Origin of the sequence: Bacillus sp. SLBN-46 (assembly GCF_031453555.1) — a bacterium.
In the GTDB taxonomy this organism is placed as follows: Bacteria; Bacillota; Bacilli; order Bacillales; family Cytobacillaceae; genus Neobacillus.
This window is the reverse complement of sequence record NZ_JAVIZM010000001.1, coordinates 2,677,969-2,699,441: the sequence shown is the minus strand read 5'-3', so window position 1 is coordinate 2,699,441 and position 21,473 is coordinate 2,677,969. Positions and strand designations below refer to the sequence as shown.

Genomic DNA, 21,473 nt, shown 5'->3' with positions numbered 1-21,473 from the left:
AACGTATGTAACTAGTCTTATTGTTATATATAATTTGAGACTTCTATTAGATTTCCTTCAGGATCCCGAAAGTAAACTGATAATATTCTCCCTACAGCACCTGTTCGAAAAACAGGGCCCTCTAAAACAGAAACATTATTTTTTTCCAAGTGTTCCATTACTTTTTCTAAAGGCGTATCTGTTATAAAGCATAGATCCCCTGAACCTGGTGTAGGTTTAAGAGCTTTCGGCTCAAACTCCTTTCCAAAAACATGGAGGTTTATTTTCTGCTGACCAAATTGAAGCGCCTTTCTACCCTCACCAAAAGTTTGCAGCTTCATTCCCATGACTGTTGTATAAAACTTACATGTTGCCTCTATGTCGTGAACGGTTAACACGAAATGATCCAATTTATTAATCCGCATCGCAATCACGCTCTTTTCTGATTGGTAGCTTTTCTTACTTTTTAGTCAATAATAGCAGTCCGCTTTCGATTGGCAATTTGATTGTTTTATAGTTTTCATCATTCGAAACCAATATATAGAAATCTTGTAATTCATTAGAATGTGAGATGACATTGTCAACAACTATCAGTCCGTTCTTTTTTAAAATTCTACTCAAGTCCCCCCACCATTCCACATACTCTTTACGGTCTGAATCTAAAAAAATCATATCGACTGTATTGCTTTCTACTTTGTGAATATACTCGCTTGCATTCATGACAATAAGGTCTATCCATTTCGACATCTTTGCTTTTTCAAAATTACTCTTAGCAAGTTCTGCTTTACTGGCTAAAAATTCTAACGTCGTCACATGTCCATCGTTTTCTGACACGCTCTCTGCAAGCCATAAAGTAGAATATCCATTAGATGTTCCAATTTCAAGAATGTTTCTTGCTTGTGTGGTTGTAGCGATGAATGAGAGAAATCTGCCCGTTTCGGGGGTAACATTTCTCATTCTTTTTGATTTATCCTTCATTTGTTGATCATTGGCCACTCCAAAATTTTCGAGTTCTTTTAGAAAAACAGCTAACTCCTTATTCAACCAATCATCTCCCCCATAAAAACTACTATTGATTAAAAAATTAAATTCATTCCATATTACTATAGTATCATCCTTTTTATACCAAAAGGGAAAATATTACTTATAATGCATCTATTATTGGGAATAGTAAATATGAAAAAATGCATTTTAAGTAAAGAGGTGAACGTGTGAATGGATCAAGATTTTACGGTCGAGCATAGTCAAATGCCTTCTTTTAGAAGCCATGAAGAAGCTAGAGAGTGGTTTAAAGGACAGTTTGGAGATCGTTTTTTACTAAGAATGACAGATATGAAAGATGGAAAAAGGGTGAACTTTTATCATCTCGTTAAAAATCCTGAAGTATATCAGCCTTATATGGAGAGCTTTGCAAGTTCGGTTAAGCATGAGATTACGAATATGGAAGTCTTTAAAAGCTATACCACAATTGAAATAGATGAAAATGGACATGTAGAATTCAAGGATTAAATCTGTGCCAAAAAAGGCTGATCTCATAGCAAATGAGTCAGCCTTTACATTTATCCATTTGGATTGGTTCTTAATAATCTTTGAGGGTTATTTCAACATTTTAATTTGTAAAAAGGATTTTGATTTCTGCTTCTGCCTCAATCATCCTTCCAAATCGATATCCTTCGATTAACACATGTCGTTCGTGTTCACTTAAACGACGATTCCATTTTGATTCTAAATAGTAGATGACTTCATTATAGAAAATTTCAGGATAATTAAATGGTTGATCCATCAAGCCTTCCTCCTTATTCATCGCCCCATCTCTTAATGTTTTATCCAATTTACTATATATTTAAAATGAAGACTGAAAGATTTAAAACAAAAAGTACTTTTTATTATTAAGATATGTAATAAGCTTATTGCTGGGGAATGTCAAATGGAGGGCATGGAGGATTTACAGTAACTTTTTTGAGGAGCCACTTCTCATACTCCGACGTTATGGAACAATCTGTGGTGGAGTGACCTTTTCCTCTTCAAGCACATGAACACCGCCAAAAACTTCATAACCTGAACCTATAGATACAAGTAAATCTCCTGTTATAGCCAGTTTTTGTTGTTGGGACAATTTTAGTAAGTCAGTTTCGTTTATTTGTTTTGAAACAGATACAGCCTCTAAGATTTGGCCAATCGTTCTCAACCAAACACCCGTTAGAATTTGTTCTTCTCCAACTGTGTTTTCATCTTCCTTCACCTGCAAAATTTCTGATAAAGCTATTAGTTCAATAATTTGACCAACCACTTGAATCCAAAGACCGAATGCAACCTCTTTTTCTAGAGCTAAGATTTTCTTGTTTTTTTCATCACTAAAGCCTTTGCTTTGTTGTTTTAGCGTATCCACTAATATCAACCCCGGAGCTAAATTTTTCATTATTGTATGTAAAACACAGGCAATTGTGTTTCTTAAATTGAATCCTATCTAATATCAATCTTTAAGCGGAACAAAAAAATAGAGGGGCAGCCTTTCTCCCCTCCTTCTTCATTCTTCTTTACAATCGAATCCGCTATTATAGATTTTATCAATAATATGCATAACCTTCTTGGCTTGTTCGACGGTACACCCCTCGACTGTATCATGTAGAATACTATCAAGAAAAGATTGTACTTCTATTATATGTGAGTCATCATCATAAATAATTGGTTTTATATCGACCAACTTTCCACTAAGTTCACCATAAACCTCGATAGATTTCCCGTCTGTTTTCGCTCCAGCATTTGTACCAAAGAGTTCAATTTGAAGCTGATCCTCCTTTACATTCGCTGCCCAAGAAGTTTCTATGTAAAGGGTAGAATAATTATCAAATTTAATTAACCCGATTGCCATATCCTCAACATCAACAATTCGATCAGATTTTGATTTTGGAATTGAATCACTTGCCCATGCCCCACGATTTTGCTGTTCATCCAAATTAGAAAAATGGGTATAAGTTTGCCCGGTAATATGAATCGGATTAGGAAAATCTAGTAAAAACATTGAAAGGTCAATCAAGTGAACTCCCAAGTCAATGAGGGGGCCCCCTCCTGCTAATTTACGGTTGGTAAACCATCCACCTAATCCTGGTATTCCTCTTCTTCGATTCCAAATCGCCTTAATATGATAAACTTCACCCATTTGCCCCGTAGTCACCAATTCTTTTAAGTATTTTATAGCAGTTTCAAACCGATAATTCATGCCTACGAAGATGTTTACTCCATGGTCCTGGTTTAACAATAAGATACGCTCTGCCTCTTGCTCATTTAAGACTAATGGTTTTTCACAATGAATATGGACATGATTTTTGATAGCAGCTTCAATCATCGGGAGATGGAGCGCATTAGGGCTACAGATACTGACAATGTCTAATTGGCATTGCCTAAACATTTCTTCATAGTTATCAAATACAAATGGAATTTGGTACTTTTCCGCAAGTAATTGTGCCCGTTCGATTTGATGGTTACAAATAGCCACCAATTCAATATTGGGAAATTGTGCATAAGTCTTTAAATGTTTTCGGTCTGCTACCCATCCTGCCCCAATAACGCCGTATCTAAGCTTCTGCACTATTTTATCCCTCCCCCTATATTGGAAAGTTTACTTTTACATACTTAAGTTTTTCTTCAGGAGAATGGTCTGGAAAAAACTCAAGACCTAGTCCACCAACATATCCAGTATGCTTAAGTGAATCGAAAATATAATGATAATTTAATTCGCCAGTACCAGGTTCTTTTCTTCCTGGATTGTCAGCTATATGAATATGGCCAATATAGTTATTATATTGTTTTAACCGTCTTGCGACATTACCTTCAGTTATTTGTTGATGATACACATCAAATAACATTTTAATATGAGGGTTATTAATCTGGGCAATCAGTTCAGCAGCCTCATCCGAGGAAGAAAGAAAATACCCAGGGTGGTCAACTGTTATATTTAAGGGCTCAATTACAAGCATCATATCTGCCTTTTCCAGAATAGAAATACAGGCCATTAATCCATCTTTCATATTCTTTAGCTGTTTCCTTCTAGAAAAGTCAAGCTCATTTCCCGTTTGAGAGATTAATGTTTTCACTCCTAGACGTTTAGCAGCTTCTATACTTTCCATTAAGCCTTGTTGATAGTGTGATCGTTCCTTTTTATCTACTAAAGAAATAAAACGCGTACACATGGCTGATATTCTAAGACCTTCCTCTTTCACCACTCTCTCTAATAAATTCAGATCCTTATCCCACCAGCTCCAAAATTCAAAATGTTTATATCCAGTATTCTTAACTGCTAGGATTTGGTCATTTAGATTAACAGAACGGTTAAAGAAAATAGCGTCAATGCAGGGTGATAAATACATGTTTCACCTCAATTCAGTCTTACCAATAGATTTTCAGGCAACTTACTGGCAGCACCTTCATCCAATACAATGGTAGCATTGCTATGTAGTTGTAGAAACGAGGCTGGAACTCGAGTGGTAACTGGACCAAGCAATGCCTGTGCAACGATGTCTGCCTTTTTCTCTCCTACCACTGTAAGAATAACAGACCCAGCCCCAATAACAGTGCCTAGACCGACTGTAATTGCATGAGTAATGATCTTTTCAGAATCCAAGTCTAACAGTCGAGGGCAATTCATTTCCTCCAATTTAACAACATAGGTAGTAGAGGGAATGGAGTCCGCTGGTTCAATAAAGGCGATATGACCATTCAATCCTAACCCCATTAGCTGCCAATCAATTCCTCCTTGTTCTTTTAATTGAAACTCAAATTGGCAACACTCTTCTTCAGGATCCATAGTCCCGCCATTGGGAATGAAGGCTCGTTCGTTGGAAACCCCAATTTGTGAGAATAAATGCTTTTTCATGTACATTCGGTACGTTTCTGGATGATTCTCAGGCAAGCCTACCAACTCATCAGGATTCACAAATGTAGCTCTTGAAAAGTCTATTCCCCCGTTGTTTGCACGCTTTACCCATTCCTGATAGATCCCTAATGTCAACGGAGTGGAACCTGTCGTCATACCTAGTACCGAATTAGGTTTTCTTCTTAACTGTCGCTCTAAATCATTAAAAATAAATCCAGCTATTTGTTGCTCTGGAAGAACGATTATCTTCATAGAAATCCCCCCTTTACTTAGTTCATTTTTTTCTTCGCGCATCTTGAAGGGTATTAGCAACCACTTCAATTAACATTATTAATTCCTCATTACAAAACATTGACTTTGATCTAATAAATATGGATGTAAAATAGCTTGGCAATTGGAAAGTGGAAGAACATCCTCTGAAATTCGAATTCCTAATGTTTCAATCATGAATCTTCTTCTTCTATGAATCCTTGAATATGTCTCGGGGTATTTTAACTGAAGTTGTTCCCTTAACGTCTCATCTGCCAAAATAACTCCATCTTCTAGAATTGCCTGACAAAATGGATTTTTAGCAGTTGCAATGATATCGCATTGTAAATAATGCCCCGAAACCATGGGGATATCAGAATCTTCATAAACAGGTGAATGGGGCCACTCATCTAAGGAAATGAGATGTCCTGGATTTAGATAGATTCCAAACTTTTCAGAATCACCTAAAATCCCCATTACCTTATTAAAGGTCTCTCCATACATTCTTCCAATAGCTAGGCTTTCATACCAATCCACAATTGCCCGAAAATAAGGTTTGTAGAAATTCTCTATGAATGAATTAACACCGTTTTTAGTTAAGGCTGCAAATCCGGATCTGGCAATTAAACTCCCGCGTAAACCATAACAAATTGTTATCATTTCTCCTTTTTCAAGCTTTCGATTGTTCGGGCTCCTCAATCCTAACTGAACATGTTTTTCTCCAAAGTTTACTATTGGGAACATGCTGATTGGGAATGCATCATATCCAACTAAACGGGATGCCTCTAATTCACCCATTCCAAGTTTTAATTCTTTTAATAAACGAATAATTCCATTTGAAGCTCGATGAGAAACTGCTTCATAATAAGCAATTTCTGTCGCTGTCCTTAACTTCATGCGTATTCCTTCAGTAGGATGGGTCATACGATCTGTATAATTGATGACGTTTTGCCACTCTGTAATTTTCAAAAGCTCCTCAAGAATATATGCCGGAATGTCCACTTTGTGTAAATGAGCACCGATATGCTCTTTTTCAAAATACTTATGACCAATGATACCCACTTTTGACAAATGGTTAATGCCTGCATCCTGAAAAATTTCACAAAGAGAGACAAGCTTTTCTCTCGGTTGACCCTGCAAACTAAAATTTTGATAGAGAACATGGCGCAATGCCAAAGGACTAATTTCTGAATAATCTATGCATTCATTACCAACAAGAAGTGTCAATTTACCTTCATGAGAAACAATAAGAAGGGATTCCTCAAAACGAGGTTCAAAACCGGTAAGATATTGCATATTCGCAAAATGTTCTCTATCAGCAAAAACTAGGCAATACGTTATACCATCCTGTTCCATTTTTTCGACCAGAAGTCGAATTCTTTGTTCATATTCTTCCTTTGTTATTTCAGGTATCGGAACATCCTGATTTAAATCTACCCCATCATAGGGGTTAATAGTTTCTATGTGTACATTTCTCAAATCTCATTCTCTCCCATCCAACCTTATTCTTTTACTGACCCTGCAGTTAGCCCCGCCACAATATACTTCTGTATAAACATAAACATAATCGCAACTGGTATGAGTGAGATAATACCCCAAGCGGTCATTTGACCCCAATTGACGTCAAATTTCTGAACAAAATTATTTAATCCAACTGGGATAGTTGCAGAATTTCCACCGTTCAAAAACATAATTCCAAAGAACAATTCATTCCATGCACCTGTAAAAGCAAACACGAAGGTAGCGATAACTCCCGGCAGCATGACAGGCAGGATGACCTTATAAACGGCTTGGAATCGATTGCATCCATCCATAATCGCAGCTTCCTCTAGTGTCACAGGAATTCGTTGAAAGAAGCTCGACATAGTTAGCAAACAAAATGGAATATTTATAACAGTATAAAGGATAATTAACGAAGCTAAATTGTTAATGAGGCCTATCTTACTAAATAAAATAAAAAGAGGAACGAGCATAATCATTGTGGGAACCATTTGAGTAACCAAAAAAGCAATCAGTGTTACTTTTTTCCCCTTGAACTGGAATCTCGCCAGGCTATAGCCGCCCATTACAGAAATGATTAATACAATAACTGAGCTAACCAGCGTCACTATTAAACTATTAAGGAAATAAAGGCTAAAGTCCGCATCTGTAAATGCCGACAAATAGTTATCAAAAGTTAAATCCTTAGGCCAGAGAGTCAATTCACTTCCGTAAATTTCTTGCCTGGTCTTTAATGAGGTGACAACCATCCAAAGGAATGGGACTAGAACCATTAGCAAAAACATAAATAGGATAAATCGCCGAGAAAGCCCGGCAAAAAAACTTTCCCTCATCAGAAATCACCTGCCTTATCAAACTTGGTAACCTTTAAGAATATGACCGAATAAATAACAAGTAAGATAATCATGATCACACCGGCCGCAGAAGCTTGCCCGAAATCCATAGTATAAAAAACCGTGCTAAATATATAAGATGGGAGGTTATGTGAGGTATTCGCAGGTCCTCCATTTGTCATAATGTAAATGATATCGGCAGAGTTAAACACCCAGATTACCCTTAATAAAGTAGTAATAATTAAAGTTTTCTTGATGTACGGAATGGTGATTTTTGTTAATTTTTTAAAGCCACCAGCTCCATCAAGAGCAGCAGCCTCATGAACCTCCTGTGGAATAGATTGAAGCGCAGCTAAAACCATAATGGCGAAAAACGGTACTCCATACCAAATCATCGCAACAACAGCAGTAAAAATAGAGACATTGGGAAGAGCAAGGAATGGAATGCTATGATCAATGATGCCAAGGGATTTTAGTACATAATTAATTAAGCCATTATGTTCATTAAACATCCATTTAAAGATCATCCCAATCAGGAAACCTGAAACTGCCCATGGCAGAAAAACAATTGCTTGATACAGATTTTTCCCTCTAAAGTTTTTCGAAAGAGCCAATGCAAGGGTCAATCCTAAGACTAATTGGAGCCCAACACTAGCGACTACCCAGATGATTGAATTTTTAAGAACAAGTAGGAAGTTTCCATCCTTTAGTAACTCTTTAAAATTCTCCAACCCGCTAAAAAAAATATTGCCAGGATCCGTCAAAACATAATGATAGAAAGCGAGGCGCAGTCCGTCGATAATGGGATACCCGAAGAATAATAGAATCAACAAGAAAGCGGGAAAAAGTAAAAGGTATGGCTCCTTTCCCTTCATCCTTTGCTTCTGTACTATTTGGTCAGTGTTTTCTTTTTGATTGAGACTCATGACTTCACCTACTAATCTATGAAATATCATGAGACTGACCCTTGGAGTTAAGTCAGTCTCATGTTTCTACCGGTTACTTCCCTTCTTCTTTTTCATATCTTTGTTGTGCTTTTTCCAAGAAGTCATTTAAATTTTTCAAGGTCTCTTCTGCGGACTGCTTATTAAGTAGATAATTTTGAACCTGTTCTACAGCATAAGTTCCTATAAATTGAGATTGTTCCTTTAAGTAATCAGCCCAATTCACATAAACAATCTCTGGGTCTGCCATTTGCTCAGCAAATCCTTTTATTGCACCTTCACTAAAGAAAGGATCCTTATATGATTCAGTATAGATAGGCAGCATACCATTTCGTTTGGAATATTCAAGGTTCATTTCAGGTGAACTCATAAATTCAATAAACTCCCATGCGGCTTCTTTCTGTTTGGACTTTGACGAAATAGCATAAGCAGCAGTAGAACCAAAGTGATTGAAATTTTTTCCACTTGGCGATTTCGGAATAGGGATTATTTCATAGGTTCCTTTTTTCATATCTTTTTCCACTGGAATAATAACTTCTGCAGTTTGATTTAAAATACCAGCTTGCCCATTTAGGAATCCCTGCACCATTTCTTTATAACCCCAGTTAATAGATTCCTTTGGAGCATATCCATTTTTATAGACTCCATAAAACTTTTTAAATGCTTCAAGTGCTTCTGGCTTACTTGTGATCGGTTTCCCGTTTTCATCAAACCATCCTGGTGTTTCAGTTAGAGATGCGAGATACTCCATAAACCGAACAACTCCATTTGGTCCACCACGGAAGGAAATTCCATATTGTCCTTTAGAAGGATCGGTTAGCTTTTTCCCATATTCAAAATATTGATCCCAAGTGTCAATCCTTGGTGTAAGACCTTTCTCATGGAACCAGTCAGATCGAATGAACAATGCCTGTAACATAAAAGCATCTGGGATGGCATAGAAATGACCTTTATATTTAGATGGCCATTTTTCAACAGCTTTTATCAGTTTATCCTTCTGATCCCACTTATCGTAGTTTGATTGTAAATCCTGTAAATATCCTGCAGAAGCCATTGAGGTAAACATGGATTCATCCACATTAAATACATCTGGAAGTGTACCGGATGCCCCCATAGCCATTAATTTCTTATAAGATTCTTCAAAACCAACCGAGCTATATTCAACTTTAATTCCTGGATTTTTTTCTTCGAACTTAGCAATCATTTCCTTTAGTAGAGCTGTTCGCTCTGGGCTTGGGATATTGTCCAAGTAGGTGATTTTCACAGGATCATCTTTTGTCCCCTTCCCACCATTACCCGAATCTTTTGAACAACCTGTTACCATCAAACAAAGGATTAAAGATATCGTAAAAAACCAACCACTCAGCCTTTTCACTCTTATTCCCTCCTCGTATTTTCTTTGCTTTGAAGTTGAAAAAATTATTATTTCCCAGTTGGTCACCTCCCTAAAAAACTTGTTTAAGCGTAAATGACAATTTGTTTTCTCCAACAATTTTTTGATTATCATTAACGACAAACCGTGTTGCTAAATCATACATACGTTCAATAGTTTCTTTATTTTCGTAGTGGATTTGTTCCAATATGCCAGCCACAATTAAGGGCCAGCTTTCCTCTGAGCCATCTTCTATCTTAAGAGCTATCCCCAACCGTTCTTCTTTGAGACCGATGCAGTAGACTCCTTTCGCCCCACCCTTTGCCACAATGTTTCGATCCTGAAGCAATGTAGAGCAAATCTGCTTACTTCCACCAATCATAAGATGGTGGTCATTCATCAGCTGACAAACCTTTCGAATGGCAGCTTCTAGTTCTGCATCTTCCATTAAGTCGGGGCAGGCCAAGCGAACATAAGAAATAGCCATATGTTTGAGTGGTAAAGCATAAACAGGCACTCCGCAGCCGTCCACTCCACAGTTAATTTTGTCCATTGGATAATCAGATAATAATGATAGGTATTGAAGAATTTCTTTTTGGACGGGATGTGTTCTTTCCCAATAATTTTCAGTTGAAACACCTAAGAGTTTGGCCAAAGCCATCATGCCAAAATGTTTTCCAGAACAATTGTGGTACAATCGACGAGCCGGTTGTTTCATCCAAATTAATTCCGTTTTTGCATCAGGATTTAATGGGTATGTAGGCATACAAAGCAAATCCTGTTCATCACATTCAATCTTTTTCGCTAAGGTTTGAAGGGCTTCCACGTGGAAATGTTCCCCACGATGGGATGCAGCTAATAATGTACTTTCAATGGGAGTTAACTGAAAAGCAACATCCACTCCTCTATGAAAAGCCGGGATGGCTTGAATTGGCTTGGCTGCTGAGCGATAAAACGTAATAACATATGGATTACCGAGACTATAGCGAACCCTGCCCTGATCATCTACAATACAAATCGAACCTCTATGAATATTTTCTAATACATCCCCGCGGTATTCTTTTACTAGAATGTCAGACATGTCTTTTCCCCCCTGCTATCTTTATTTATTGGATTTGAAAACTCTTGTTTAATGCCATAATTGCTGAGCCCAATACCCTTGAAACCCCTTTCAGTTCAGATAAACATAGTCGAAATGTATGCTCATACGGTTCCCAAATAATCTTTGTTAAATGTTCCTCTACAAGAGGAAATAGCTCTGGATGATTATCGAATAAACTTCCACATAAGATGACTGTGTCAGGATTATACATACATAAAATATTACTAATCGTAATCCCCATATAAATCGTCGCCCGTTGAATTATACTTTGTGCCCATAATTCTTGCCTTTTTGAACTTGTCAAAATATCTTGTATGCCATTAACTTTTGCTACCTTTTGTGCCTCTTGAATTAGAGCCCAATCAGCTGTATATGTTTGGAGGCATCCCCGTCTTCCACATTCACAAAGAATCCCAAAAGGATCGATCGTTGTATGGCCAATTTCACCTGCACGGTTGCTACCTCCTTGAAAAATCTCCCCATTTTTCACTAAAACGGAACCAACTCCACTACCAAAATTAATCATTGCGGTCCATTTAGAGTCCTTAGCGGAACCATAGAAATATTCAGCCAATGCCATCACTTTTAAATCATTTTCTACCACAGTTGGGATTAGAACCTTTTTTTCAATCATTGATGCAAATTCAATATTTCTCCAGGCAAGCTGTGAGGAAAATACGACGATTCCATTCTCTGAATCAATTACCCCTGGTACAGAGACACCGATTGATATAATCTTCTCCCGATCAATTCTGATATCATCAACAATCTTTTCAATCAATTTACAAACCATATTTGCCGTTACTACGGGGTCATACTCTGATTCGAAATATCCCACCTTTTCACTCTTTACTACATTCGAACAAAAATCCATTAAGCCAATCTTAATAAAATTTTTATCAATCTCCACTCCGATGCTATACACCGATCCTGGATTAACATCTAGGATAACAGCTTTCCTTCCTACCCCACTTGAAGATGTGTTGGTTTCTTGAATATAACCGTCTTCACATAGTTCCCCTACGATTCTACTAATCGATGTTGGGCTCATTTTGGTAATTCGAGAAATATCTGACCTTGAAATTGGCCTCTGAGTCCTAATAATATCTAAGATCATTTTCTTGTTATGCTGTTTGATGGTATCTTGATCTTGTTTCATCTTCAGTCCCCATTTTTCCAGTGGAATTATTAAAGAATGTATATTTAATTAAAATATAGTGGGACTTATAGGTGAAAAGACCAATTTTTTTTATTTATTTCACCACTGGAGTAATTAATCTTTTATATAAATAAAAAAGGTAGAAAACTCATTTGAGCTTTCTACCTTAAAATTTGTAAATATATATAATTCCAGTAAAAAATTCCTTATTCTACTAAAGGAATTCTGCCCCTTATTGTTTCTTACAAAATATCGTCTGTCTACTCTCATTGTCAACTTCTTCAAAAAAGTGAACCTTCCAATCTCCAAATTCAGTTAACAGCTCTTTAGGCTGAAGTTTATATTGGTTTGATACTCCCTGATTCTCGTCTATCGGTGACTGATAGAAGGTTTCCATAAAAAAATAACCATCCTGTTTTACAAGTGTCTTAACTAAAGGAAATAGCGAGCGATCAAGGAAATATGTAATGACTACTAAATCAAAAGATTTGGTTACGCCAATGTTGATTGTTTAATTCCGTAAGGTCACAAACTTTTGGGTGAATTGTGAGTTTATCTCTTGAAACCTGTTCTTGAATATATTGGATAGCGACATCCGAAATATCAATAGATTCGACCTCATAGTTCAATCGTGCAAGAAAAAAACTGTTACTCCCAAGACCACAAGCAAGATCAAGGGCCCTACCACCAGTTAAATAGGAAGACAGATTCTTTAATCTAGGATTTGGTTCAGGTGGCCTCTGTTGATCCAGGCGCTCTTTATGTTTTGAGTTCCATTTCATCCTTGAATTCATTTTCATACTCCATCTCTATATCCTTTTTTCCACAAATAATAAATAACCTCTTTAAAAAGTTCATTCAATCTTGCCCTTTTCTGATTCTTTAGCCATTCAACCTGGTCAATGGGGAGCTTTAATTTTATACTAAATTCTTCATCAGGCATTTCCACTTTTCTTATATCCTCTATTGTGATGCCTTCTTCAATATTAGGAAACCATGAATCATTTTCGCTTACCCGATCAAAATCTTTATACTCCTCAATGTCATCCAGTTCGCAGAATAAATTAAGCTGCGGCAATCCACCTGAGAGGATTTTCACCTGCATGATAGACTGTATGAATCTACCATCTTCTAGTTCTATCTCAATAATGAGGGTCTCTTCCTTTTTATATTTTTTAACAACAACCTCACTTACAATTAAATTCAGTTCTATGGTGAAACTCGAACTTGCTTCAAAAATATAGATTGCACTTTTAAATACATGAATGCTCTCACCATCAATTTTTACTGATTTTACAACTACCATAAACCGTTCCCCCAAACAGTTGTTTCACCTATTTATTAAAAAACATTAGTTATTGGATTTATATATGATATTATCACTATTTTAGCTTTTTGAGGATAAATTCAAATATAGCTTACCAAAACTACTCTCTCACTTATTTACACCTATCCATTGTAAATCGTTTCAAATAATTCTGCTACAACCCATATTAAATTGGACATTCACCCTCCTTATCGGTTCATGAATATAATGTATGATCCATTAGGAGGTGATTATAATAAGCAAACTATTCAAAGATTCACCCGCATCACGAAACCAACTCCAACAATGGGAAAGAATAGCTTTAGAAAAATTCGAAGAGAAAATGAAAGATAAAGACCGGCCCTTTCCATGTATACCGGCTACAATCGGATTCACAACAAACCAATTACGTTATGGGTTTGTTGGTGACCCAAGGCGTTCAGCTACGATTGATGAGGTTGCATTGTTATTGTGCGACTACACGAAATCATCTAAAGAGTTTGGTGATTTTACATCTCTTATCATTTTTTATGAGACTCCGAACGATTTAAAGGAAACATATAATGTTGAAATGTTTGAACGATTGTTTTGGGAACAGTTAAATGGTTTAAGTGACAAGGATGATATGAATTGGCCCAATCAAATTCCTCGTGAACCGCATAATCCTATTTGGGAGTTTTGTTACAACGGAGAACAGTATTTTATGTATTGTGCGACACCCTCCCATGTAAATCGGAGAAGCAGACATTTTGCCTATTTCATGCTAGCCATCACTCCTAGATGGGTATTAAGGGAATTCAATAAGCATGAGACTTTTGCTAAAAATATTAAATCAAAGGTTCGAAAAAGACTAGAACAATATGATTCCATCGATATTCACCCTGATTTAAACAGTTATGGACAGGAAGATAATTATGAGTGGAAGCAATATTTTTTACGCGATGATGAATCCTCTTTATCAAAATGTCCATTTCATCAATTTATGAAAAATAGTATAGAATAGCTTACTAAATATGAAAAGCGCAAGCATCAATCTTGCGCTTTATTAAATAGTTGTGTAAAAAGTTCATCTGTGGTTAATATAGTAGCAAACTCTTTATTTAGTGTAGCTAATTCTATTTTGTGTATTTCATCAGCGAATGTTTAACCCCTTTGTGATCTGTAATTTCAAATGCAGCAATGGCGTCTTCAATCAAGTAAGTATCGAAGCCTAAGTTCGCACTCATTCGAGTAGTAGTTGAAACACAATGTTGCGTAGAAAGTCCTGTTATCACAACCGATTTTATTAGTTGGTCATGTAAATAGGTTTCTAGTTGAGTTCCGATAAATGCACTATTACCGTTTTTTTGAAAAACCATTTCTCCTGCTATTGGTCGAATATTCGCTTTAAACTCCGTTCCACCCTTATTCTTATAGTTAAGTGGTGAGTCGGGCAACAGGGATAAATGTTGTGAATAGATGACCGGCCATTTCTTCATTCGCCATTCTGATAGCAACCTCAGGATATTGTCCTCCGCCTGCAAATTGTTGCGTTTCCCCCAATATGGAACATCAAAACCCACTTGAACATCCAGAACTAATAGTGCTGGTGGTTTTAAAAAGTTTTGAATCAAGTATCTCCCTACCTAAAATCTAGTTTTAATCAAATTTAATTTGTGTTAAAAGGAACCCCTGTATTCATAGATAAATAATGCAAAGAAAAGGGTAAGTGCGAATTGCACTTACCCTTTTCTTTAAATCTATTTATTTGTTTGCTTACCTTCTGCATCACGTTCTACCTTCATTTTTGTTACAGGTAAATATCCTTGTTCATTAAGTAGATTGTTTTGGATATCATCTGACATCATATAATCAAGGAACGATTTTGCAAGATCAGTTGCTTCACCTTTTGTATAAGAATGTTGGTACGCCCAAACTGGAAACTTACCAGATTGTACGTTCTCAGCAGTTGGTTCTACACCATTAATGGCAAGAGGTGTTACAGAATCATCTGTGAAGTATGAGAATGCTAGATAACCAATGGCACCATCAGTTTCGTTAATAATCTTTTTAACTGTGTTTGAAGAATCCTCGGTGATACCTTCTGCAGGTGTTGCTCCATCAAGAGCGAACTTATTGAATATTGCACGTGTACCTGAAGAGTCTGGACGGTTAACAAGAACGATTTTTTGATCTTTTCCGCCAAGTTCTTTCCAGTTGGTGATTTTTCCAGTGAATACTTTAATTAAATCTTCTTTTTTAATATCTTTGATTCCAACTTTAGGGTTAACAGCAGCAGTCATGCCAACTACGGCTACTTTATGGTCAACAAGCTGATCTGCTGGGATTCCTTCTTTTTCTTCAGCGAAAACGTCAGAGTTCCCAATTTGAACAGATCCTTCAGACACTTGAGATAAACCAGTACCTGAACCACCAGCATTTACTTGAATATCTACCTTTGGATTTTCTGCCATAAATTCTTCAGCGGCTGCTGCAACTAATGGCTGCATCGCAGATGAACCAGAAATAACTAATGAACCTGAAAGCTCTTTCTTTTCTTCGGTTTTTGGTGTTTCTTTTTCTGTGTTTCCTGCAGTTTTGTCTGTAGAAGTGCCGCCTCCACAAGCAGCCATGAATACCATTAATGCTGCAAATAATGTAAGTAGGCTAAGTTTCTTCAAGCTTTTCATGTACCTTGTTTCCCCCTAGAGAGTTAAATTTTAATTTTCCTTACAAATATAACTATAGGACGAACGTATTAACTCTGTTTAAATGGAGCGTAAAGGTTTTGTAAATAATTATTATGGAATTATTAACTAACAGGACACAATAATTAAACCTAATTAAGAAAAACCGGGCAAAACCGCGAGGGCACTGAAAAACTTTCGTTTTTCAGAAATGTTTATACTAAGACGCAAAAAAGACAGCTCAAATTCATTTTTTGAATTGATGAGCTGTCTTTTTGTGTTCTTTTGGGATTGTTTTACTCCTTGTTTAGTTCATTAGTGTCAATATTCTTTTCACATTTACTGTAAAGATCGCCATTGCCCCTTGCAATTCCATGCCAGTTAGACCCGAGGATTCTGCAACATCATACCCGTGTCTGTGTTTTAATTCACTATTTTTAGCTTCTATTTTGTATCGCTCTTTTGATTTTTCTTTGAAATAGTCGCTTTCCTGGAATTTTATTTGTTCTGTATGTACATTTGATTTGATACTTACTGAGTAACTCTTACTTTTTGCGCCTTCTTTATAACATCCGATTTTAAAGGGACATACTTTACATTTTTCTACGTCAAAATAATAGTTGACAACTTGGTTGGCAAATACCCCCTTTTTACCTTGTCGCGCTTTCCGGATTGCCATATGTCCAGCTTTACAAACGTACATTCCAGCATCTTTATTGAATTCAAATTCTTCCTCTTTTTTACGACATCCTTGTGTGACAGCAGGGTTCAATTTAGATACTAACTTTATTTCATTCTGATTTGCGTATTCAATATTTCCTTTCTCAGAATAAGCTGCATCACCGATTATTGTCTTTACTTCCAATCTAGCTTTTTTACTTTTTTCAACTAATGTTTCTAATTGCTTTCCATCATTTTTTTCTCCTGTTGTAATAACTGCAGTTGTGATAATTCTTTCTTCACTCATCGCAAGATGTGTCTTATATCCAAAAAATGCAGTGTCAGCTGACTTATGACCAACACGTGCATCAGGATCATTCGATATTTGAAGCTGTTCCTTCATATCTTCAAGTGTTTCTTTTAACAGATTTATCTTTTCTTTTACCTTTGGATACTCACGAAGTACGTTATTCTTTTCAACTACTTCCATAAGCTTATTACAATATTCAACTTCATCTTCAAGTACATTAGTCGTGGTTTTTGATGGTAGTTGTTCTTTTATGCTTTCATCCACTTGATAAATCGCTTTTCGAAGCAATTTTGATTTATCCATTAATAATTCTTTCGGGGACTTCTGATTGTATCGAGCACTTGAATGAGTAGAGTCAACAATAATAGAATTACTTTTGAGAATTTCCTTTTCCATCGCAATTTCTACTGTTTTATTGATTAATAAATCTAAAAGTTTAACATCTTTTAAACGTAGTTTACGGAATTTAGTCAAAGAACTAGGATCAATAACTTCCTCTTCAGGAGACATATCTAGAAAATATTTAAATGACATATCGTACTTAGAACGTTCTACAAGATCCACATCTGATAAGTCATGTATAGATTTTAAAAATAAATACTTAAACATACGAATAGGGTGTACCGCATTTCGTCCGTTGTCATGACAATAATTGTCCTTGATTTCATCATAAACAAAGGAAAAATCAATGAGTTCATTAATTTTCCGGAGCATATTATCTTTTGGCACGATTAAATCGTAAAGTGCCATATAAGAACTAAAATTCATAGACTGTTGATTTGGAACCATCGATAACACCCGCTTCATATTGATACTTCAATTATACGACAAAAAAGCACCTCTACTCTCAAAAAGTTATTGAGGGTAGAGGTGCTTAAATTATTTAGAGGACTTTTTCAGTGCCCTCCAAAACCGCCCGGCCCTTTTTTTGTTAGTGAATATCCGATAATCTGTATTTTATGCCATGGACTCCCTCATAATATCCTTGATACATTTGCTCACCATATTTTTCGCATGAAAACATTGGTGGAGCCATTAGGTCCCCATCATCCATTAGGTCAAGAAACTTCTCCTATTTACCGGTCGTGAGCTTTTTCCCTTAGCTCGGGCATTAGAAACTTCTTCTATTTACCAGTCGTGAGCTTTTTCCCTTAGCTCGGGCATTAGAAACTTCTTCTATTTACCGGTGGGCTTCTTTTCATTGGATCCGGGACATAAATTACCACACTATCATGGACTGTGGCAGTAACAAATTTTATACATTCTAATCTTTTAAAAAAATCCCTATAAAAAGGGATTCTTAGAAAACGATCGTTTTATTTTGATGAACAATAATACGGTCTTCTATATGCCATTTTACCGCTCGAGCCAATACGCTTCTTTCAATTTTTCTACCAATTTTTTTAAGACTTTCAACATTATCGTGGTGATCGACACGACTAATATCCTGTTCAATAATCGGTCCTTCATCAAGGTCATTGGTAACATAATGAGAAGTCGCTCCTATTAATTTTACACCACGGTTAAATGCTCTTTCATAGGGCCTTGCACCAACAAAGGCCGGTAAAAATGAATGGTGAATATTAATAATTTTATTTGGATTTTCCTCAACAAATTTCGGTGATAAGATCTGCATATAACGTGCTAATACAACGAAATCAATCTCATACTCTCTTAATAGTTGAAGTTGTCTTTCTTCGGCTTGTCCGCGAATCTCTTTATTTGCTGGAACATAATAAAACGGGATATTCAACCCTTCGACAACCTCTCTTGCGTTTTCATGATTGCTTATGACAAGTGCGATGTCAGCCATCAAATCTCCACTTTGCCATTCCCATAAAAGCTCAAGCAAACAATGCAGTTCTTTTGATACAAAGATTGCAGCTTTTTTCACATGATATACATGAGTAAAATTCCATTCCATTGAGAACTTATCAACAATTTCTGCAAACTGTTTTTCCATTTCTTTCGCTTTTTCCTTTAGACCCGGGCATTCAAATTCAATACGAATGAAAAATGTTCCTCCCTCAGGATTGGTTGAATATTGACTTGATTCAATAATATTTGCATTATATGAAAACAAGAATTTTGATATGGCTGAAACAATACCTGGCTGATCGGGACAACTAACTAATAGACATCCACGATTCTGATTCTTTTCTTGGAATAATTCGATTTGATTTTTAATATATGAGTTCATTGGCAAGGACCTCTCTATCATTGTTTAAAACATTATACATTAGTTGCCCTTATTAGTTAAATAATTATTTGAAAATTCTTAACTAAAGATTCTTATGCAAAACGGTAGTAAATCAATAAAAAGGTCGCTAGAACAAAAATGAAGTTTAAAAATACAAAGATAAACTGATCTGTTTTTGTTTTATGCATTTTAATTGGTGGGTTATAGAATGAAACACCCTCAATTATGAAGATGATTAAAACAATGTGAATCATAAAATGGCCGATCACTTCTGTCATTCCAAAGAGCATCGTTGTTGAGATAAAAATCCCTGTTACCACAAAACCTAGCACACGATTTAAAATACCGACAACTAATAAATAACCTACGACAAATTCGATAAAAGCTGCCATAACAACAAACAATCCTGGTTCAAAGCCAAATGTAGGCACATGATGGTTAGTGACAATATCTAATGCCATACCTGGATACACCCATTTTTCAACGGCAACCCAGCTAAGCGATAATCCTGTACCCAAATAGAGAAATGGAAACCCCGCCTTCTCAAGCTTAGTACTTCCAACTAATAGAACACCAATGATTGCTACATAAAATCCGTAGTCTAGCATATAGAAAATTCCATGATGGATGGTTACATAAATAAATAAACCTAAGAGAATAGAAGCACCAATTTTAGTTGAGATATGATGCGGAATCAATAAAAATCCAATGGTAACCCACGTTATAACGGAAATGAATGTATTAGTGACATGGAACTCAGGAGCAAATAATGTTCCATTTATCATTTGAATCATTAGCGCAATGGCTGTTCCGTATTTTAATAAATATCGAGAATACTTTCTTAAACTAGAAAGACGATCCTCCATTTTTTTCACTGGGCCCCATTCTGCCATTTTTGGAATAATCAATGTTAATGTGGCTAAAACAACAGCTGCAAGTAATGTAAAAAATAAAAACATCGGAGAAAGTATATGTTCAATAGACTCTTTATGTGGAGCAACATTTGTGAACCACTTCACATGAGCTTGTGCAAAAAAAGGTGTCATTATAAGTCCTAATACTAATAGTATCTGAAATATTTTTTTCATCAGTAATCCCCCTAGTTATATAAACAATATGACTATAGTGTTAATATACAGGATAAATCAGATTCATATCCAACCTAATATTGAACGTTTTGTGAAAATGTTCACATGAATGATTTAAAAAACGCCCCTAAGGACGTTTCTAGTAGTATATCTTTGTGATTTACCCTCATTGAAGAGTTTATAAAAGGCTGACCTATTTCGTAGCTGTAGCCACAGAGACTTCGGGCGATGTTACCTTGTCATAAAAATCTACGAATTTATCACGATCGGTACTATCACGATAAGCCATGGCGACACGTGGATGTTCATTAAGTACACCAGAAATCATATAAGGGATGATATAGCCCCATTCCCACTTTTGACGCATTTCAAGCATGTGTTTTTCAATTACGCCAAGAACAGGTTTAATCTCATAGCTTGATTTCTGTATGTAGCTAACGAGTAGCTCAGTGTTACAGTTACCAGCCGCACGACCCATGCCATAAACAGAAGAATCAAGAAATGTAACCCCATTTCGGATCGCAGTTAATGTATTTGCGAACGCTAACTGCATGTTATTATGTGTATGAATTCCAAGTTGTTTGTTAGGTACCATCGCTTTGAACTTTTTTACTTGGTGCTCAATATCAATAGGGTCTAAGCTTCCAAAAGAATCAACGATATATACAACATCGACAGGACTTTCCTTCACCAATTCAAACGCTTTTATAAGCTGTTGTTCAGGGACACTTGATAAAGCCATAATGTTTAGTGAAGTTTCATATCCCAAATCATGAAACATTTGTACAAGTTCTAAGCCCTTATCTACTTCTCGAATATAGCAAGCAACTCGAATCATGTCTAAAACACTATGCTCACGAGGTAATATGTCATTGGGATCAACTCGGCCAATATCGACAAGAGCCGATAGCTTCGTGAACTTTTTCACAGGAATAATTTCTTTAAGAAAGTTATCATCAAGAAATCTCCATGGATTGGGTTCAGTTGCTTTAAGAAGCTTAGGAGAATTCTTGTAACCAATCTCCATGTATTCCACACCTGCTTCACTTAGACCATTATACAAGTCTTGAACAAATTCAACGCTGAAATCCCAATTGTTAACTAAACCTCCGTCACGAATAGTACAGTCCAAAATTTTGGTATGATGTTCCATAAAATTAATTAATCCCCCTATTAGTCACATTTTTATCAATATGTTCATTTACCTTTTACGCTTTTAAGCACTAAAATAT

Annotated in this window: 23 protein-coding genes and 1 pseudogene; 2 read left to right on the top strand and 22 right to left on the bottom strand. The window is 36.1% G+C overall.

Going from position 1 to position 21,473, the window contains the following annotated elements; genetic code table 11:
• Positions 1 to 23: 23 nt before the first annotated feature.
• The gene (locus QFZ87_RS13925) at positions 24 to 404 is read right to left on the bottom strand and encodes a VOC family protein (protein WP_309862239.1); all 381 of its coding nucleotides are present in this window, start codon (positions 402 to 404) and stop codon (positions 24 to 26) included.
• A 34-nt stretch (positions 405 to 438) separates the two neighbouring features.
• On the bottom strand, positions 439 to 1,023 hold the full coding sequence (locus QFZ87_RS13920) for an O-methyltransferase (protein WP_309862237.1): 585 nt from the start codon (positions 1,021 to 1,023) through the stop codon (positions 439 to 441).
• 171 nt (positions 1,024 to 1,194) lie between these two features.
• On the opposite strand from QFZ87_RS13920, the gene QFZ87_RS13915 reads away from it, so the two are divergent.
• The gene (locus QFZ87_RS13915) at positions 1,195 to 1,488 is read left to right on the top strand and encodes a hypothetical protein (protein WP_309862235.1); all 294 of its coding nucleotides are present in this window, start codon (positions 1,195 to 1,197) and stop codon (positions 1,486 to 1,488) included.
• A 100-nt stretch (positions 1,489 to 1,588) separates the two neighbouring features.
• On the opposite strand, the gene QFZ87_RS13910 is transcribed toward QFZ87_RS13915, so the two are convergent.
• From QFZ87_RS13910 to QFZ87_RS13845, 14 genes are all read right to left on the bottom strand, one after another.
• The gene (locus QFZ87_RS13910) at positions 1,589 to 1,762 is read right to left on the bottom strand and encodes a hypothetical protein (protein ID WP_309862233.1); all 174 of its coding nucleotides are present in this window, start codon (positions 1,760 to 1,762) and stop codon (positions 1,589 to 1,591) included.
• Positions 1,763 to 1,966: 204 nt separating this feature from the next.
• Positions 1,967 to 2,398 carry a hypothetical protein gene (locus QFZ87_RS13905; protein WP_309862231.1) on the bottom strand — a complete coding sequence of 144 codons (432 nt, stop codon included), beginning with the start codon at positions 2,396 to 2,398 and terminating at the stop codon, positions 1,967 to 1,969.
• 108 nt (positions 2,399 to 2,506) lie between these two features.
• Complete coding sequence (locus tag QFZ87_RS13900) at positions 2,507 to 3,568, bottom strand: Gfo/Idh/MocA family protein (protein ID WP_309862229.1); 1,062 nt, start codon at positions 3,566 to 3,568, stop codon at positions 2,507 to 2,509.
• 16 nt (positions 3,569 to 3,584) lie between these two features.
• Complete coding sequence (locus tag QFZ87_RS13895) at positions 3,585 to 4,346, bottom strand: TIM barrel protein (RefSeq protein WP_309862227.1); 762 nt, start codon at positions 4,344 to 4,346, stop codon at positions 3,585 to 3,587.
• An 8-nt stretch (positions 4,347 to 4,354) separates the two neighbouring features.
• On the bottom strand, positions 4,355 to 5,104 hold the full coding sequence (locus QFZ87_RS13890; protein WP_309862225.1) for a glucosamine-6-phosphate deaminase: 750 nt from the start codon (positions 5,102 to 5,104) through the stop codon (positions 4,355 to 4,357).
• Between the two features lie 78 nt (positions 5,105 to 5,182).
• Positions 5,183 to 6,580 (bottom strand): aminopeptidase P family N-terminal domain-containing protein, encoded by a 1,398-nt coding sequence (locus QFZ87_RS13885; protein ID WP_309862223.1) that lies wholly within the window; start codon positions 6,578 to 6,580, stop codon positions 5,183 to 5,185.
• Between the two features lie 23 nt (positions 6,581 to 6,603).
• On the bottom strand, positions 6,604 to 7,434 hold the full coding sequence (locus QFZ87_RS13880) for a carbohydrate ABC transporter permease (RefSeq protein WP_309862221.1): 831 nt from the start codon (positions 7,432 to 7,434) through the stop codon (positions 6,604 to 6,606).
• Positions 7,434 to 8,390 (bottom strand): carbohydrate ABC transporter permease, encoded by a 957-nt coding sequence (locus tag QFZ87_RS13875; protein ID WP_309862219.1) that lies wholly within the window; start codon positions 8,388 to 8,390, stop codon positions 7,434 to 7,436. Before QFZ87_RS13875 ends, QFZ87_RS13880 begins: the two co-directional genes overlap by 1 nt.
• A 43-nt stretch (positions 8,391 to 8,433) precedes the next feature.
• On the bottom strand, positions 8,434 to 9,753 hold the full coding sequence (locus QFZ87_RS13870; RefSeq protein WP_309862216.1) for an ABC transporter substrate-binding protein: 1,320 nt from the start codon (positions 9,751 to 9,753) through the stop codon (positions 8,434 to 8,436).
• A gap of 70 nt (positions 9,754 to 9,823) precedes the next feature.
• The gene (locus tag QFZ87_RS13865; RefSeq protein WP_309862214.1) at positions 9,824 to 10,831 is read right to left on the bottom strand and encodes an asparaginase; all 1,008 of its coding nucleotides are present in this window, start codon (positions 10,829 to 10,831) and stop codon (positions 9,824 to 9,826) included.
• A gap of 25 nt (positions 10,832 to 10,856) precedes the next feature.
• On the bottom strand, positions 10,857 to 12,011 hold the full coding sequence (locus QFZ87_RS13860) for an ROK family transcriptional regulator (RefSeq protein WP_309862212.1): 1,155 nt from the start codon (positions 12,009 to 12,011) through the stop codon (positions 10,857 to 10,859).
• Positions 12,012 to 12,243: 232 nt separating this feature from the next.
• On the bottom strand, positions 12,244 to 12,408 hold the full coding sequence (locus tag QFZ87_RS13855; RefSeq protein ID WP_309862210.1) for a hypothetical protein: 165 nt from the start codon (positions 12,406 to 12,408) through the stop codon (positions 12,244 to 12,246).
• Positions 12,409 to 12,490: 82 nt separating this feature from the next.
• Complete coding sequence (locus QFZ87_RS13850) at positions 12,491 to 12,793, bottom strand: class I SAM-dependent methyltransferase (RefSeq protein ID WP_309862208.1); 303 nt, start codon at positions 12,791 to 12,793, stop codon at positions 12,491 to 12,493.
• Positions 12,794 to 12,807: 14 nt separating this feature from the next.
• Entirely contained in the window at positions 12,808 to 13,317 is a 510-nt protein-coding gene (locus tag QFZ87_RS13845; RefSeq protein ID WP_309862206.1) for a hypothetical protein, read from the bottom strand.
• A gap of 256 nt (positions 13,318 to 13,573) precedes the next feature.
• Between QFZ87_RS13845 and QFZ87_RS13840 the strand changes: the two genes are divergently transcribed.
• Positions 13,574 to 14,320 (top strand): YqcI/YcgG family protein, encoded by a 747-nt coding sequence (locus QFZ87_RS13840; RefSeq protein ID WP_396133969.1) that lies wholly within the window; start codon positions 13,574 to 13,576, stop codon positions 14,318 to 14,320.
• 26 nt (positions 14,321 to 14,346) lie between these two features.
• On the opposite strand, the pseudogene QFZ87_RS13835 reads toward QFZ87_RS13840, so the two are convergent.
• The 6 genes and pseudogenes from QFZ87_RS13835 to QFZ87_RS13810 form a co-directional block, all read right to left on the bottom strand.
• Positions 14,347 to 14,927 (bottom strand): annotated as a pseudogene (locus QFZ87_RS13835) (cysteine hydrolase family protein).
• Between the two features lie 129 nt (positions 14,928 to 15,056).
• Positions 15,057 to 15,986 carry a phosphate ABC transporter substrate-binding protein gene (locus QFZ87_RS13830; RefSeq protein ID WP_309862203.1) on the bottom strand — a complete coding sequence of 310 codons (930 nt, stop codon included), beginning with the start codon at positions 15,984 to 15,986 and terminating at the stop codon, positions 15,057 to 15,059.
• Positions 15,987 to 16,290: 304 nt separating this feature from the next.
• On the bottom strand, positions 16,291 to 17,742 hold the full coding sequence (locus tag QFZ87_RS13825; RefSeq protein WP_309862201.1) for an IS1182 family transposase: 1,452 nt from the start codon (positions 17,740 to 17,742) through the stop codon (positions 16,291 to 16,293).
• 511 nt (positions 17,743 to 18,253) lie between these two features.
• The gene (gene purU / locus QFZ87_RS13820) at positions 18,254 to 19,153 is read right to left on the bottom strand and encodes a formyltetrahydrofolate deformylase (RefSeq protein WP_309862199.1); all 900 of its coding nucleotides are present in this window, start codon (positions 19,151 to 19,153) and stop codon (positions 18,254 to 18,256) included.
• Between the two features lie 92 nt (positions 19,154 to 19,245).
• Complete coding sequence (locus QFZ87_RS13815) at positions 19,246 to 20,241, bottom strand: hypothetical protein (RefSeq protein WP_309862197.1); 996 nt, start codon at positions 20,239 to 20,241, stop codon at positions 19,246 to 19,248.
• Between the two features lie 193 nt (positions 20,242 to 20,434).
• Positions 20,435 to 21,394 carry an aldolase catalytic domain-containing protein gene (locus QFZ87_RS13810; protein ID WP_309862195.1) on the bottom strand — a complete coding sequence of 320 codons (960 nt, stop codon included), beginning with the start codon at positions 21,392 to 21,394 and terminating at the stop codon, positions 20,435 to 20,437.
• Between the last annotated feature and the right edge of the window lie 79 nt (positions 21,395 to 21,473).

What these genes read in the sequence shown, in the direction of transcription:
- QFZ87_RS13825 (WP_309862201.1), bottom strand. Translation starts at nt 17,742, where the DNA reads ATGGTTCCAAATCAACAGTCTATGAATTTTAGTTCTTATATGGCACTT.
- QFZ87_RS13895 (WP_309862227.1), bottom strand. Translation starts at nt 4,346, where the DNA reads ATGTATTTATCACCCTGCATTGACGCTATTTTCTTTAACCGTTCTGTT.
- QFZ87_RS13860 (WP_309862212.1), bottom strand. Translation starts at nt 12,011, where the DNA reads ATGAAACAAGATCAAGATACCATCAAACAGCATAACAAGAAAATGATC.
- QFZ87_RS13880 (WP_309862221.1), bottom strand. Translation starts at nt 7,434, where the DNA reads ATGAGGGAAAGTTTTTTTGCCGGGCTTTCTCGGCGATTTATCCTATTT.
- purU (WP_309862199.1), bottom strand. Translation starts at nt 19,153, where the DNA reads ATGAACTCATATATTAAAAATCAAATCGAATTATTCCAAGAAAAGAAT.
- QFZ87_RS13830 (WP_309862203.1), bottom strand. Translation starts at nt 15,986, where the DNA reads ATGAAAAGCTTGAAGAAACTTAGCCTACTTACATTATTTGCAGCATTA.
- QFZ87_RS13850 (WP_309862208.1), bottom strand. Translation starts at nt 12,793, where the DNA reads ATGAAATGGAACTCAAAACATAAAGAGCGCCTGGATCAACAGAGGCCA.
- QFZ87_RS13865 (WP_309862214.1), bottom strand. Translation starts at nt 10,831, where the DNA reads ATGTCTGACATTCTAGTAAAAGAATACCGCGGGGATGTATTAGAAAAT.
- QFZ87_RS13855 (WP_309862210.1), bottom strand. Translation starts at nt 12,408, where the DNA reads ATGGAAACCTTCTATCAGTCACCGATAGACGAGAATCAGGGAGTATCA.
- QFZ87_RS13890 (WP_309862225.1), bottom strand. Translation starts at nt 5,104, where the DNA reads ATGAAGATAATCGTTCTTCCAGAGCAACAAATAGCTGGATTTATTTTT.
- QFZ87_RS13925 (WP_309862239.1), bottom strand. Translation starts at nt 404, where the DNA reads ATGCGGATTAATAAATTGGATCATTTCGTGTTAACCGTTCACGACATA.
- QFZ87_RS13810 (WP_309862195.1), bottom strand. Translation starts at nt 21,394, where the DNA reads ATGGAACATCATACCAAAATTTTGGACTGTACTATTCGTGACGGAGGT.
- QFZ87_RS13845 (WP_309862206.1), bottom strand. Translation starts at nt 13,317, where the DNA reads ATGGTAGTTGTAAAATCAGTAAAAATTGATGGTGAGAGCATTCATGTA.
- QFZ87_RS13875 (WP_309862219.1), bottom strand. Translation starts at nt 8,390, where the DNA reads ATGATATTTCATAGATTAGTAGGTGAAGTCATGAGTCTCAATCAAAAA.
- QFZ87_RS13915 (WP_309862235.1), top strand. Translation starts at nt 1,195, where the DNA reads ATGGATCAAGATTTTACGGTCGAGCATAGTCAAATGCCTTCTTTTAGA.
- QFZ87_RS13815 (WP_309862197.1), bottom strand. Translation starts at nt 20,241, where the DNA reads ATGAAAAAAATATTTCAGATACTATTAGTATTAGGACTTATAATGACA.
- QFZ87_RS13905 (WP_309862231.1), bottom strand. Translation starts at nt 2,398, where the DNA reads ATGAAAAATTTAGCTCCGGGGTTGATATTAGTGGATACGCTAAAACAA.
- QFZ87_RS13910 (WP_309862233.1), bottom strand. Translation starts at nt 1,762, where the DNA reads ATGGATCAACCATTTAATTATCCTGAAATTTTCTATAATGAAGTCATC.